General features: G+C 61.1%; 11 protein-coding genes. 2 read left to right on the top strand and 9 right to left on the bottom strand.

The genetic code is table 11. From position 1 onward, the window contains the following. Positions 1–220 precede the first annotated feature (220 nt). From AC3EA7_RS21620 to AC3EA7_RS21580, 9 genes are all read right to left on the bottom strand, one after another. The gene (locus AC3EA7_RS21620) at positions 221–580 is read right to left on the bottom strand and encodes a Trm112 family protein (RefSeq protein ID WP_488616149.1); all 360 of its coding nucleotides are present in this window, start codon (positions 578–580) and stop codon (positions 221–223) included. A gap of 300 nt (positions 581–880) precedes the next feature. Beyond that, positions 881–2,260, bottom strand: a complete 1,380-nt coding sequence (locus AC3EA7_RS21615) for a metallophosphoesterase (RefSeq protein ID WP_488616148.1) — start codon at positions 2,258–2,260, stop codon at positions 881–883. A gap of 4 nt (positions 2,261–2,264) precedes the next feature. Beyond that, positions 2,265–2,903: a phosphoribosylanthranilate isomerase gene (locus AC3EA7_RS21610; RefSeq protein ID WP_488616147.1), complete on the bottom strand. Its 639-nt coding sequence runs from the start codon at positions 2,901–2,903 to the stop codon at positions 2,265–2,267. An 18-nt stretch (positions 2,904–2,921) separates the two neighbouring features. Next, entirely contained in the window at positions 2,922–5,378 is a 2,457-nt protein-coding gene (locus AC3EA7_RS21605; RefSeq protein WP_488616146.1) for an NYN domain-containing protein, read from the bottom strand. Positions 5,379–5,828: 450 nt separating this feature from the next. After that, positions 5,829–7,298: a cryptochrome/photolyase family protein gene (locus AC3EA7_RS21600; protein ID WP_488616145.1), complete on the bottom strand. Its 1,470-nt coding sequence runs from the start codon at positions 7,296–7,298 to the stop codon at positions 5,829–5,831. 203 nt (positions 7,299–7,501) lie between these two features. Next, positions 7,502–8,575: a tetratricopeptide repeat protein gene (locus AC3EA7_RS21595; protein ID WP_488616144.1), complete on the bottom strand. Its 1,074-nt coding sequence runs from the start codon at positions 8,573–8,575 to the stop codon at positions 7,502–7,504. Positions 8,576–8,759: 184 nt separating this feature from the next. Then, positions 8,760–10,478 (bottom strand): ABC transporter ATP-binding protein, encoded by a 1,719-nt coding sequence (locus AC3EA7_RS21590; RefSeq protein ID WP_488616143.1) that lies wholly within the window; start codon positions 10,476–10,478, stop codon positions 8,760–8,762. A 43-nt stretch (positions 10,479–10,521) separates the two neighbouring features. Then, positions 10,522–11,349: an energy-coupling factor transporter transmembrane component T family protein gene (locus tag AC3EA7_RS21585; protein ID WP_488616142.1), complete on the bottom strand. Its 828-nt coding sequence runs from the start codon at positions 11,347–11,349 to the stop codon at positions 10,522–10,524. Further along, entirely contained in the window at positions 11,321–11,914 is a 594-nt protein-coding gene (locus AC3EA7_RS21580; protein ID WP_488616141.1) for an ECF transporter S component, read from the bottom strand. The genes AC3EA7_RS21585 and AC3EA7_RS21580 overlap by 29 nt, the downstream gene beginning before the upstream one ends. A 391-nt stretch (positions 11,915–12,305) precedes the next feature. Here AC3EA7_RS21580 and AC3EA7_RS21575 point away from each other — a divergent pair, with 391 nt between their 5' ends. Next, positions 12,306–12,971: a ThuA domain-containing protein gene (locus tag AC3EA7_RS21575; protein ID WP_488616140.1), complete on the top strand. Its 666-nt coding sequence runs from the start codon at positions 12,306–12,308 to the stop codon at positions 12,969–12,971. A gap of 53 nt (positions 12,972–13,024) precedes the next feature. Next, complete coding sequence (locus tag AC3EA7_RS21570) at positions 13,025–14,134, top strand: Gfo/Idh/MocA family protein (RefSeq protein ID WP_488616139.1); 1,110 nt, start codon at positions 13,025–13,027, stop codon at positions 14,132–14,134. Positions 14,135–14,139: the final 5 nt, after the last annotated feature.

Raw genomic sequence — 14,139 nt, 5'->3', positions numbered from 1 at the left:
AGCATGGTCGAACTGCGTCCTCAGCGAGGGCTTTCGCCTGCAGCGCCCCGGCATCCCGCTTCGCACCCCGGCAGTATAGTTCAAATGACCGTGCATGAGTATAAGAGTCTGGAAACAGACAGAACCCTTCCGGGTGCGAAGCATACAATGAAGGGCTTCCATTTCAGCCCCGACTCCCGCCCTCAGTTCCCGGTTCTCGCAACCCCTAACCCCTAACCCTCTATTCCTGCCGGATGATCAGGCTTTCATCGCGGTTTTTCTCACCTTCTTCGAGCAACATGATCGGAATGCCGTCCTCAACCGGGTAGCGGTACCCATTGCGGCGATTGACCAGCCACTCTTTACCTTCGTTATCCCGCATCAACTCTACCGGTCCCTTATCGCCGGGGTCTGCCAGGATGGCCAGCAACTCAGGACTGATGCTGCGCGGCTCTCCGCCAGACGATGATGGCGGCGGCGATTGCGGATTGGCGCCCAGGTCGAAGACGCTGTCTTCACGATACTGGCGAACAGCGCGATAGATAACGATACCCAGCGCGATCAACGCTGCTACGCCAAGAAGACGAAGAACGAGTTTCATGCGTGTAACCTCCTCTGTTATCCCTGTTATTGATGTGTTGCCTGTGAGAGACGCCTTGGGTCGGCAGACGACATTCATTGGCGCTCGCCGAGGCTTTTCCGCCGTCGTTTCTTCTTTTCGCAGGAAGACCCGGAACCGCCGCTCTGGTCCGCTGGCACAACCGTTTCCCATCACTATGTGCAGATTGCCCGGTTCCTGGTTCTTAGTTCTCGATTCTCAGTTCTCGATTCTCAGTTCTCGATTCTCAGTTCTCGATCCTCAGTTCTCGATCCTCAGTTCTCAGTTCTCACACACGCTCTATTATACCGGGTATTCGACGCTGTCCAACATCGGCGCTCGCTCATCGTGCCACGGAGATGGCGATTCGCCGGCGCCTCGCCACACCAGTAATCGCCAATCAGGCAACGCGCCTGGCGCCGGATAGGTGACTTCCAGATAGGGAAAACGCTGCTGCTGACGTTGCGAGGTGACGACATCGACAACCACATCGGTCCAGGTACCCGTATTGATATACGTCTGGCGCTCGTTCAATGCCACGATTTGCGCCTGATGCGTATGCCCGCAGATGAAGAGGCTGGTCGCCTGATGCCGTGGGTCGCGTGCCATGCGTGCCATACTGCGGATCGAGGCGCTCCCAAAAGCCCGAACAGAGCGGTGTAATTGACGCTCTGCTGCGCGTTGGAATGCAACCTCGGGAAATACCCCGGATTGTCGCCGTACTCCTGCCGCGCGTCCCAGCAAGGTCGCCGCCAATGCAACCTGGCGGTACATCGGCCTCCAGAGCGAACGCTGCGTCTGCTGCCGTGGGTCATCATCGAGCACATATGCTGTGTTTTGCAGCAGCACGTTGATCAGCAACACCAGACCGCGCGCCGCCAGCCGGCGTGTCGCGCGGTTGCGCAGCGTCGGCAGCGACAGGGCATACCAGAAAATGGCTGACAGCGGCTTGATATTGTCGATCAGCGTGGCAACCTCCACCGGCTCGTCTTCCAGCAGATTGATTGCCTGGCGAATCAGGCGCGTGCCGAACACAACCTCGAATGGTTCACAGATGCCGTCAAAGTGAACAAAACGGTTCCAGCGATCAAACTGATTGCCGTGCACGAGAAAAATGCCATCACCTGCGTAGGATACGCCAAACCGCAGTCGCGGATCATCTGGCGCCAGTCCAAGCGCCTGGCGCAGCGTCTGCTTGGCGCTCGCATAGTGCAGCTCGAAGTCGTGGTTCCCAATAATGACCGTCGCCTGATTCTCGCGTTGCGTCAGGAAGGCGCGCAACGCCGCCACCGGTTGATCATGCGCATGCAGAATTGTTTCCAGGCGCCGCGCTGCCGCGCGCGGCGACCACTCGAGGTCGGGTACATCCGGCAGGCATACCTGCAAAAACTCGAAGGTGTCGCCTGCCAGGATCAACTCCGTCGGCTCAGAGTCAGCGGCATAGGAGTGCAACAACGTCGCAAGTTCGGTATCGGCGGCAAAGTCATCGAGGCGATCACCTGCGCCCATGTGCAGATCACTGAGCACCAGGCGGCGTATTCCAGGTCGAATATCGTCCGGGCCGATCGGCGGGGTGGTCTCACCGGTCGGGTGCAGGCGCACCGGGTGCAGACGACGCCGGAGAAGCAACACAGCGCATGCCCCGACGAGCGCCAGGGAAAGTGATCGAAGCGCAGACAGCATAGTGTTATCGCATAGCAGCGCGAGCGGCTGCAATGAATGCGCGAATTTTCGTGTGATCCTTTACGCCATTACTCTCGACGCCGCTGCTGACATCGACACCCCACGGACCTACCTGCGCGATAGCGCCAGCAACGTTCTCCGGGGTCAGTCCACCTGCCAGAAGTAAGGGACGCTGACGCGCCAGTTCGGCGGCGCGAACCCAGTCGGCCACGACGCCAGCGCCGCCGTAGCTGCCCGGCACGTGAGCATCGACCAACAGGCGTACATGAGGCCGGTTGTGTTGCAGCCACGCATGCTCGTGCGCCGAATCATCGAAGCGAATGGCTTTGATGATCAGCAGGGACTCGAGGGCATCGGCATACGCGACAGGTTCGTCGCCGCTCAGTTGAACGCCATCGAGTCCACACGACTGTGCAACGTCGCGGATGCGTTCCACCGTCTCGTTGACGAACACCCCAATCAGCGCGATTGCTCGACCGCAATCTCTGGCGGCGACACGCGCCGCATCAGCGATGGATGCAGCGTCCTCAACTGTGATCTGACGGCGCGAAGGAGCGAACACCAGCCCAAGCATATCGGCGCCGGCATCGACCGCCGTCAGAGCATGATCGCGCCTCCGCACACCGCAGATCTTGATCATCATCACACACTCACCGTAGAGTCATTGTGCCTCAGACGACTCTTCGGTTGTCTCGGCTTTCTTCCGTCGCCGCGTCGGACGCGGCGCTTTTTCGGTTGGTGCGGCGACCGTGGCTTTGCTGCGCGAGCGCGTGGTTTGTGCTGCAGGCGCTGCATCCTCCGTCTCGCCCGCTTCCGCTTTGACCGGTGCAGTTGTGCGGCGGCGACACGGCTTCGGTTGAGCGACGCTCGTTGCGTCCGCCGGCGAACCCTCGATCAACGCCGTAGCCCCGGTTGCCTCGCCGGTATCGGGCGCGACCGGCGCTTCGTGAGGAACATTCACTGCAACCGCGATCCCTTCCCCTGCGATCGCCGGCGCCGTTGCATCGTCTGTGTGTGCCTTCTCCTCTGTGATTAATGCAGGGGCAAACACTTCCGTTGCACCAGCGGACTCTTCCACATCAAGCGCCGTTCCCTCCAGCGCGGTTGATACAGGCTCAAGCGTTCCCGCCCCGATGACGCCCTCTGATATTCCGGGAACTGCTTCTCCCGGCATTTCGACGGTCATATCCGCTGCCGGTAAAACGTCGAGATCAGACGCTTCGGGAGCGGCAATTTCAGGCGACGACAGTTCTACCACAGGCGCCGACACGTCCGATGCCCCGGCAATGTCCGTTGCAACGTCTTTCATGACGACCGCTGCCACAGGAGTCGGTTCGTGCTCAAACACAGGCGCTTCCTCGACCGGCGTGTGTGGAATTCCCTCCACTGCTTCGAGCGCTTCTTGCGGCGCCAGGTGATACACGACGCGAGCGCCTTTGCCGCTGCGACGGAGGATGCCGGTGTTGATCGCCTGCTTGATGAGCGACCGCAATTCTTCGTTCGTGCGGAAGATACCGGCGTTGTTGCGAGCGCTCCGCAGCAGATCATGGATCTGTGCGAACGACAGCGGCCGTCCCGCCGATGCAACCACATCGTGCAACATCTGCCATTCAGCATCGGTGAAAGGGTGCATCTCTGCCGGGTGCGTCGCCGTTTCGCCGACCGGTGTTTCAGGCGTCTCGAACGCCTCTAACGCCCCGACCGGCGTATCGATGATGATCATCCGGTCTACCAGATCAGGCGCTTCTAACGCCGGTTCGTTCGCCAGATCGCCGCTCTGCATCGTCCGATCCGGCTCTTCCTCCAGATCGGGCAACTCATCGATCGCCGGTGTGATGTTGTCAATCGGCATATCGAACGATGCGAGCACCGCCTGTCGTTCGCGCTCGGCTTCCAGGCGGTCGAGCAATTCCTCGAACGTCGTGGAGGTTTCGCCGTTCACCGCATCGTGCAGCGCCTCCGCCATCAATTCGTCCGTTACATCCTCGTGCAGTACGAAATCCTGCGTTGGCGCCGGGGATGTTTCAGACATGGTTGTTGGGCGCGTGGCGCCACTGCGGCGGCGGCGACGACGGCGACCGTTCGACACCGGACGACCGTCGATATGCGCATCGACGTGGACAGGCGTTGTGGAAGTGCTGACCGGCGGTTCTTCTTTGAGGTCTTGTGCGAACTGCGAGAGTTTGTACGGATCCTCGCCGGGCAGAAAGACTTCGACAACAGCGCCGCTGGTGAAGACCTGCACCTTGCCGCGCCGCTCGGCTTCGAGGGCAAAATCTTTGAACTTTGCAAACGGCTTGCCGGTCGAGTCGCGGTACTTGCTCTCCTTGAACTCGCCGCCCATCAATTCTTTCATCACGAGTTTGAGCGACCCGAAGGAGCAGACATACCCGCGCTCGCGAGCCAGATGCACTGCGCGCACGAGTGTCTCGTAGACGTCGGGTTCATCGCGCGCGGGTTCGGGCGCGGGCGGCTCAGGCGGCGGCGTGCGCTCCGCCGGTTGGGGTTCCTGGCGCATCCGTATCGATGGCGCGGGTTCCACGACGCTCTCAACGTCGCGTCCGCGCTCCGCCTCGCGGACACGCGGTATGTCAGTCTGCAACGGCTGCGGCTTCTTGCCCAGCAACTGCTCGTAGAAGATGAACTCATCGGCGCTCTGGGCAAGGTGCCCGGAGGCGGCGCCGCCCACCCCGATAATGATGACTTCCTTCCCGTGCTGGCGAATCGCATTCACCAGCGGAATGAAGTCGCGGTCGCCGGTGGCGAGCACAAATTTGCCGATGTTCGGGTTGGTGTACAGCGTTTTCATCGCGTCGATACAGAGATTCATATCGACGCTGTTCTTGATGGCGCGCCCTGTCCGCCCCAGATCCCGATCATAGTAGTAGGTCGGCACATACATTGGCTCGATGCCGTTGGCATACAGGGCGCTCGTCACTCGCGGATAGCGATACCAGTCGGCGTATGCGCGGGCGATCACCACCCGTCCCAGGTCCGCGACGCGATCCATGATGATTTCAAAGTTCGGATTGACGTCAAGTTTGTCGCGGACACTGACATAGACGTTCTCGAAGTCGATGAACACAGCGACATCGAGACGCAGATTGTCGGTAGCCATGGGTCGTTTAATCTTCTCCTGATACTTAGTGTCGTCAAGTATTGGCTCCAGCGATCAGACGCGAGCCAGGCGCCTTCCACAGCGGGGCGTCAGAACGTTCAGAACGCCAGACGCGCGGTGATGCCATTTGAGCGGAATCGCCTGTGTACGGAGCGTTCGATTCCGTCTACGGCATCATTGCGCATCATCCGTCTGCGGGTAGACCAAAGCCCGCGAATGCGCGTAAAATCTGCGGCGCCAATCGTGCAGGCCGGCTACGCGATGATGCTCCAGCCCGGACCTCTTTTTCCGCTGAATAATGAACCGCCGCAGGAATATCGAACCATTGCGCTGTTCGAGGAGCCTATCACTTGTCAACGTACAGACAAACAGCCGAAACACATCACAGATCAGGCGCTCAAGCGCCAACGCCTGACGCTCCGTTACACTCTAACTATAGCATTGCCGCACCTAAAGCGCAACCGATGCTGTACGGTAGAGCGATAGTGCGCGCATACGTCGTTCTGCGTGATCGACGATCGGTGCGGGATAGTCGCGCCCGACGACAACGCCGCACCGTTGCTGTTCTGCGCGCGGCATCGTCCACGGTGCGTGGATATAGCGGTCTGAAACCTGCGCCAGCTCTGGCAGATAGCGACGCACATACGCACCCTGTGGATCGAACTTCTGCCCCTGACTGACCGGGTTGAAGATGCGGAAATAGGGTTGTGCATCGGTGCCTGTACCGGCGCTCCACTGCCATCCCCCGTTGTTCGCAGCGTGGTCGCCGTCAACCAGCTGCTGCATAAAGTAGCGTTCACCCCAGCGCCAGTCGATCAGCAGGTCTTTTGTCAGAAACGACGCAACGATCATGCGCGCTCGATTGTGCATCCAGGCTTCCTGGTTCAACTGACGCATGGCGGCATCGACGATCGGGTAGCCGGTGCGCCCCTCCTTCCAGGCGTCGAACAGCGCCGTGTCGTTTTCCCACGCCAGCGTATCGTACTGTGATTTGAACGATCGCCGCAGCACGTGCGGGTAATGCCACAGGATCTGATAGTAGAAATCGCGCCAGGCGAGTTCTCCAATCCAGGTCTCGATCGATCTGGCAATTCGTGCAATGTTCTGATTGTCATCCCGCTGATCGAGCAGGCGCAGCGCCGCGCGCAGCGCCTGCCGCGGCGCTACACACCCGAACCGCAGGTAGGGCGATAAACGCGAGGTTGCCGGTTCCGCCAGCAGATTGCGTCCCTCTGCATACCCTGCGATGCTATAGTCGCCAGCCAGATCGATGAATGCCGCCAGCCGCGCAGCGCCGGGAGTTTCACCGCCGGGAGGAATCCGCTGAGAGACGGTGATACCGAGGTCTGCCCCATCTGGGATTGCCAGATCGACAACATGATCGGGAACCGGGTGAAGCAGCGGCGCATCGAACTCGTGCAGCAACGCATCACGACGTTGTTCCACCAGCGCGCGCCAGCGCCGCCAGTAGGGCGTATAGACGGTGTATGGTCGTCCTGCATCGGTGCGCACATCATCAGGACCAAGAATGATCGCGTCTTCGGCGCTGAACGTCTCGACGTTCAGATCGCGGAGCAACGCTTCAACCTGCGCATCGCGACGGCGCGCGAAGGGGGTGTAGTCACGGTTCCAGGCAACGCCGGTCGCGCCGGTTGCCTGCACCAGATCACGGATGACATCGAGCGTTCGCCCGCGCCTTATCACCAGACGACTGCCGCGTGTGCGCAGGCTGGCATCGAGGTCGCGCAGCGCATCGATCATGAACGCTATGCGTGCTGCGCCGGTGCGTGATGCGTGCAGGATGGAGTCGTCGAGAATGAAGAGCGGGATGACGCGCCCATTACTCCGAACGGCAGCGGTGTGCAGCGCCGGATTGTCGCGCACACGCAGGTCGCGGCGAAACCAGTGGATCCAGATCATATACTAATGTGTGGTCATTCGTACAACACTGCCGGAACGCTGCGGGCGAAAGCCCTCGCTGAGGCGCGTGCAAGCCCCGCTGGGGCTGCTGATGCCAGGGCGCGGCAGCGTCCACGACTGCCGGTGCGCGTTGTGGATCGTTGCGCCGTGCGAACCGGGCGCTCGAACATCGTGTCTGACTGACCGCAAGGTAGTAATAGAACTCAAGACCCGGCAGAACCTTCAAGACGTTCACGACAGGCGGCGATTCCCGCTGCGCTTTCAGCAGAGGGCTCGAGTTCGTGCGAGTGCATCAGCGCATCGCGCGCTTCGGCGTAGCGCCCCAGCATGTAGAGCGCCTTCCCGCGATTGAGCCAGTAGACCGCCTTCACGGTGGAAACCGGCGCCGCCAGATCGATAGCGCGCTTGAAGCACTCCAGCGCCGCTTCCAGGCGGCCCAATTCCATCAACAGCGACCCTTTGTTGTTCCACACCCCGGCGCTCTCCGGTTCGAGCGCCAGCGCCCGATCATAACTGGTGAGCGCATCATCGAAGCGCCCGAGATCGGTGAGCGCCATCGCGCGCCAGAGCCAGGCGCTCTGATTGGCGTCCGACGCCGCCAGCGCCGCTTCGAAGCGCTCGAATGCCTCTTGAGGGCGCCCCTGGCGCAACAGGATCTGCCCCTGGTCGCAGAGCATCCGGCTTTCCTGTTCGGCGCTGGCGCGTTTATCCGCAGATGCGCTTTCACTCTCGAACATGCGCGTCACCTGCTCGCGCAGGCGATCCTCGGTCATCTGCAGGCGCCGTTCGTCATCGCCCAATCCTGCGCCAGCAATCAAACGCCGCGCCTGTTCGCAGATCAACAGGGCGGTCTCGAGCGATTCGTAGTTGCCCAGGATGCGCGCCGCATCGGCAATCCAGAACGCAAAGGCAAGGATGGCGCGTCGAGCGGCAGGCAATTCCCGGCTCGACAACTCCCCGGCTCTGGCATATGCTGCAACCGTCTTGGCGGCATACGTCTGGCTGAGCGTCGTGCCCTGAGCAGTCAAGCGGGAGCAGAGGTCGCCGATGACGAAGTAATCAGTCGCCTGCGGCGGACGGCGCGCGCGCGCCGCGCGCCCCAGGGCGCGCACGTCGGGGTGGGCGTCATTTGCAAATGCATCGAATGCGCCGCTCAGATCGCGAAACGCGGTCAACAGTTGCGCCCACAGACCGATCGGCTCCTCACGGGTGCGCTCTGTCTGGGTGCGACCGGTTTGAGGCGGGGCAGGGATGTTGGGATCGGCAGGTATTGTCATAAACGCCTCTCTGCGTCACAAATAGTACAGGCATTGTACACCACTTCGTGCCGCGGGTGAACCCATCAATATGCCCATTTCTTACATGACTTCACTGCAAAAAGCTGTTAAACACGAAGGTCACTACACAAAGGAAATGCGCTTCATGTTTATTCTTCGTGCGCTTCGTGTCCTTGGTGGACTTTTACATGCTTACGTAACGCAAGCGTAACGCGATCGGCAACCCGACATCCTCATCGAGCGCTTCCATCTCGGCGTCGTCGAGTTCCGCAAAACGTCTATCGAGCGCAATCTGTCCGTCGCGCATGAGAACGACGCGATCAAGCGTCTCGTAACAGAAATCGAGGTCGTGACTGACCACCAGCACACTGCGCTGGCGCGCGGCAAGATCGTCGATAAGCCGCATCAGCAACCCGATGCTGGCATTATCGAGTCCAGCAGTCGGTTCATCGAGCACCAGCAGCGCTGTGTCCATTGCCAGAACTGCGGCAATCGCCACAAGACGACGGCGCGCAAGCGGCAGATCATACGGGTGCTCATCAACGACATCGCGCAGGTCCAGTGCATCGATAGCGGCTTCAACGAGCGCATGGACTTTTTCGGGCGTAAATCCCAGGTTGTGCGGTCCAAAACAGATCTCATCACGCACAGTGCGGGCAAACAGTTGATTGCGCACATCCTGGAAGACGACGCCAACATGGCGGGCGCAACGTGCGACGGTGGTCGTCCGCGTATCAACGCCGCCTACCAGGGTACGTCCTTGTGACGGGCGTAACAGACCGTTCAAATGGCGCACGAGCGTGCTTTTTCCCGCGCCGTTCCGCCCTACCAGCGCAATCCGCTCGCCGCGCCGCACCGTCAGCGACACGCCACGCAGCGCCGCAACGCCGGTCGGGTACGTAAAACGCACCTCATCGAGCGTCACGATTGGTTCGGCATCTCGATCTACCGGCAATGCGCCGTCCAATTCGTTCTGAGGGCGCATCGCAGGTAAACGTGAGTCGTTGTCCTGTCCATTCACCGAGTCCTGGTCTGACGCCGCAGCGCGCAATCCCGCTGCAAGGCCGGCAACCGTGATCGGCAAAGGACGATCTGGCGCCCAACGACCCTCGGCGCGCGCCCGTGCTGCCATCTGCGCCGGACGGGGCCAGCCGATGCCATGCTCACATAGCCGCGGATCGGTCAGCACATCGGCAGGGGCGCCATCAGCGAGAATGGCGCCGCGATCCAGCGCCACCACGCGCTCAGCCAGGTCGGCGATCCACTCCAGGCGATGCTCGGCGACCAGCATGGTTATGCCCTGCCGGCTGAGCGCCCGCAGCACATCGGCAAGTTCCGCCATCGCCGGCGGGTCGAGTTGCGAGGTTGGTTCATCGAGCGCCAGCACCGGCGGGCGCATTGCCAGTGCAGCCGCGATGACTATGCGCTGCTGCTGGCCGCCGGAGAGATCGTAAGGCGAACGGTCGCGCAGGTGGTCGATACCGAGCGCCTGCAACGCCCATTCGACACGTTCGATCATTTCTGGGCGCGGCACACCGAGGTTCTCCAACCCGAACGCCACCTCGTCGTATACGGTAAACCGCGCGCCAGAAATCTGGCTGAAGGCATTGCCGCTCACCAGGGCGACATGGCGCACCAGTTCGGCGATTGGATGGCTTGCAATCGATAATCCATCCACCACTGCGTCGCCGCTCAGTCGACCGCGAAAGAAATGCGGTACGAACCCGGTGCAGAGCGCACACAATGTACTTTTGCCGGCGCCGGCCCTGCCGATGACCGCACAGATCTGACCGGCAGGAACCGCGAGCGTCACATCGCGCAATGCCGGTTCCGTCGCGCCCGCGTAGGTGAACGTTACATTGCGCAGCGCAATGGGAGTGTACGGTTGCAGAACAGCGTTCATTTCAGCATAAAGGAGCTGTGGAGAAGACAGGTCGATCCGTGCATCATCCAGAGAAGAACCACGCAATGCGCCACACGATCAGCGCTCCCAGCGCTGCCAGCATCATGATCCGTGCGGCATATTCGGCGCGCGGATCGGGAATGTCGCGCAACCAGGTTTTGGGACCAGGCGCATTGAAGGCGCGCGCCTCAATCGCCATGGCGCGCGCCTCCGCTTCGACCAGCGCGCCGACGATCAGCGGGCTGATGAGGGGAAGCACCCCGCGGATGCGTTGCAGCACATGTCCTTCCGTTTCCAACCCACGTGCGCGTTGCGCTTCCGCCACTCCCACGGCGCGCTCGCTGATTGCTGGAATGAGTTGGAGCGCCACCAGCAAAATATACCCCATCGAACGCGGCATACCGCTCTGGATCAGCCCCTGAATCAGCGTGCCGGGGTGGGTTGTCTGAAACAACAACAACGGCGCCCCGGCGACCACCAGCAGCCGGCTGCCGGTATTGAGCGCGAATTGAAGCCCGGCGTGGCGGAACAGGAGCGGACCGACCGCAACCGTGGTCGGATCAGAGGTTGGAAAGAACAACCCCTGCACCAACACCAGCGAGATCAGCGCCGGCAACAGCGTTTTCAGCAGAATATCGAGAAAACGTCGCCCTATCAGCGATACAAACGCCAGCGGCAGCAGCACGCCAGCCAGCAGCGCCGCCCCCGTCAGCGGCGCAGGGAGCAAAAACGTCGCTCCAATCAGCAACAACACGCCGGTCACTTTCGTCAGCGGGTTCAGCCGCTGGAGAAAACCGGCGCGTTCGATAAACAGACCGGTGCGTTGCACGGCAGCGAAATGGCTATTGGTCGGCAGCGCCGAAGCGTGCAAGCAAACGTTTGGGCAATGCGCTGATGATTGCCCATACGATCAGATAGGTGATCGTCTTGTCCAGCGGGTCGGACACAGCGCCCTGCATAAACGACGCGCCCAACACACTGGCGCCAAGGTTCTGGAACATCGCCACCAGCACATCGGTGCCGGCGCCGGTGACGCCGCCAAACACATACGTCGCAATCGGCGCCGAGATCGCAGCGGCGACGACGCCGGTGATCACCCCTGTGAGCGCCATCTTCCACCACGAGTACATCGCGCCATACTGCCTTGCATATCCCGCGATCAGACCGATCACCGCCGCCACCGCAGCGAACGGCAAGGCCGAAGGCGCCAGCGTCAACCCCCAGATGACATTGGCGAGCAAGCCGGTGATCGCTCCTGCCAGGGGACCGAGCAGCACGCCAACCAGCACCGTGCCGATCGAATCGAGATAGATGGGCAACTTCAAGACGCTCTGTACCAATTGGCCCAGCGCCACGTTGATGGCAATGGCAATGGGGATCAACGCCAGCGCAGTGCTGCTCAACCCGCTGCGTTGCGACGTCGTCGAAGTGGTCATGGTCTTGTCTCCTTACAAGGCGTGATTTGCCTGCTTTACCGACCGCTTCCAGGAATAGAATGCGATGCACGTGTTGGGCGTTGTCAATCTGACACTAAAAGTATAGCATATCGCGGGCATTCGTCAAACGACTACGGATGCACGGCAGGCGCTGCGCGCCTTGACGCCGGGCGCCCCCGCAGCCCTCCTGCTCCCTGCTCCTCGTCGTGGAACCATCTCCCAGTGCGCACAGCCCCCGTCGGGGCTTTCACTTGCGGTGAGCACGGCCGAACCACGTCCTCAGCCAGGGCGTCAGCCCGCAGCAATTATGCATATGAGCGTAGAAGCCGGAATGCACTCAACTTATGCTATGATGGACGCACTATCTGGAACAACCATCAAGAGGTTCGCTATGAAGCCGGTTCTGTTCGTCTGGGGAGGATGGGAAGGGCATGAACCAAAGCAGTGCGTCGATATCTTCGCGCCGCTGCTGCGCGCCGAAGGGTACGAGGTGACGATCAGCGATACGCTCGACTCGTATCTCGACCGTGAACGCATGCACTCCTACAGCCTCATTGTTCAGGTCTACACCATGGCGACAATCACCCGCGAGCAAGAGCAGGGGCTGCTCGACGCCATTGCCAGCGGCGTCGGCTTTGCCGGCTGGCATGGCGGCATGGCCGACGCATTCCGCCAGAATACCGACTATCAATTCATGGTCGGCGGGCAGTGGGTTGCGCATCCCGGCAACATCATCGATTACACGGTGCATATCACCAACCACAACCACCCGATCACCGCCGGTTTGAACGATTTTCGCATGCACTCCGAACAGTACTACATGCACGTCGATCCGAGCAACAATGTGCTGGCGACCACAACATTCAGCGGCGAATACTGTCCCTGGATCGACGGAGTGGTCATGCCGGTCGTCTGGACGCGCATGTGGGGCAAGGGGCGCGTCTCCTACTGCTCGCTGGGGCACGTTGCGCGCGACTTCGATGTCCCTGAAGCGCGCGAACTGGTGCAGCGCGGTATGCTCTGGGCAAGCCGGCACGACGCCGAACGTTCAATGTGACACGTAACGCCTCATTCCGTTTATTCGCAGACCTGTTTCATCGAGGAACCATTATGATGACCCCTGCCAACGTCGGCATTATTGGCTGTGGCAACATTAGCGGCATTTATCTGGAAAACGGCGGGATCTTCGATGCGATCAACATCGTGGCCGTAGCGGACATCGACCCGGATCGGGCGCAGGCGCGCGCGGCAGAGTACCATATCCCCAAAGCGTGCAGTGTCGAGGAGTTGCTGGGCGATCCCGCCATTGAGATCGTTATCAACCTGACCACCCCCGACGCCCACGGTCCGGTGGCGCTTGCGGCATTGAACGCAGGGAAGCATGTGTACAATGAGAAACCGCTCGCCGTTACCCGCAGCGAGGCGCGCGCGCTGCTTGACCTCGCCGATCGCAAAGGATTGCGTGTCGGCTGCGCCCCTGACACGTTCCTCGGCGGCGGGTTGCAGACCTGCCGCAAATTGATCGACGATGGCTGGATCGGCGAGCCGATCGGGGCGACTGCCTTCATGATGAGCCACGGTCCCGAAAGCTGGCATCCGAACCCGACCTTCTTCTACCAGCCCGGCGGCGGACCCATGTTCGACATGGGACCGTACTATCTGACGGCGCTCTGCGTGCTGCTTGGTCCGGTGCAGCGGGTGACCGGCTCGGCGCGCGCGTCATTCACAGAGCGTACCGTGACCAGCGAGCACAACTATGGCGCAAAGATTCCGGTCAACACCCCGACGCATGTCGCCGGCGTGCTCGATTTCGCTTCCGGCGCCATTGCGACGATCATCACCAGTTTCGATGTCTGGGGTGCGCAACTGCCGCGCATCGAGATTTACGGTTCACAAGGCACCCTGAGCGTACCTGACCCGAACACCTTTGACGGACCGGTATTGTTGCGCCGCGCAGGGGCGCGCGAGTGGTCGAGCGTGCCGCTGTCGCATGGCTTCACCCGCAACAGTCGCGGTATTGGCGTGGCGGATATGGCAACCGCTATCCGAACCGGCAGACCGCACCGCGCTTCCGGCGAACTGGCGTATCACGTACTCGACATTATGCACGCCATTCACGATGCGTCGCGCGAGGAGCACCATATTATCCTGCATAGCGCGATGACCCGTCCCAAGCCGCTGCCGCTCGGTCTCGGCGAGCGTGGCATCGATCTGGAGTGATGCGC

The organism is Roseiflexus sp. (genome assembly GCF_057785375.1).
Note: the sequence above shows the minus strand (reverse complement) of the source record. Positions and strands in the feature narration are given on the sequence as shown.

Coding starts and splice junctions, on each gene's coding strand:
- AC3EA7_RS21570 (WP_488616139.1), top strand. CDS start 13,025: ATGATGACCCCTGCCAACGTCGGCATTATTGGCTGTGGCAACATTAGC.
- AC3EA7_RS21590 (WP_488616143.1), bottom strand. CDS start 10,478: ATGAACGCTGTTCTGCAACCGTACACTCCCATTGCGCTGCGCAATGTA.
- AC3EA7_RS21615 (WP_488616148.1), bottom strand. CDS start 2,260: ATGCTGTCTGCGCTTCGATCACTTTCCCTGGCGCTCGTCGGGGCATGC.
- AC3EA7_RS21580 (WP_488616141.1), bottom strand. CDS start 11,914: ATGACCACTTCGACGACGTCGCAACGCAGCGGGTTGAGCAGCACTGCG.
- AC3EA7_RS21595 (WP_488616144.1), bottom strand. CDS start 8,575: ATGACAATACCTGCCGATCCCAACATCCCTGCCCCGCCTCAAACCGGT.
- AC3EA7_RS21610 (WP_488616147.1), bottom strand. CDS start 2,903: ATGATGATCAAGATCTGCGGTGTGCGGAGGCGCGATCATGCTCTGACG.
- AC3EA7_RS21620 (WP_488616149.1), bottom strand. CDS start 580: ATGAAACTCGTTCTTCGTCTTCTTGGCGTAGCAGCGTTGATCGCGCTG.
- AC3EA7_RS21605 (WP_488616146.1), bottom strand. CDS start 5,378: ATGGCTACCGACAATCTGCGTCTCGATGTCGCTGTGTTCATCGACTTC.
- AC3EA7_RS21575 (WP_488616140.1), top strand. CDS start 12,306: ATGAAGCCGGTTCTGTTCGTCTGGGGAGGATGGGAAGGGCATGAACCA.
- AC3EA7_RS21600 (WP_488616145.1), bottom strand. CDS start 7,298: ATGATCTGGATCCACTGGTTTCGCCGCGACCTGCGTGTGCGCGACAAT.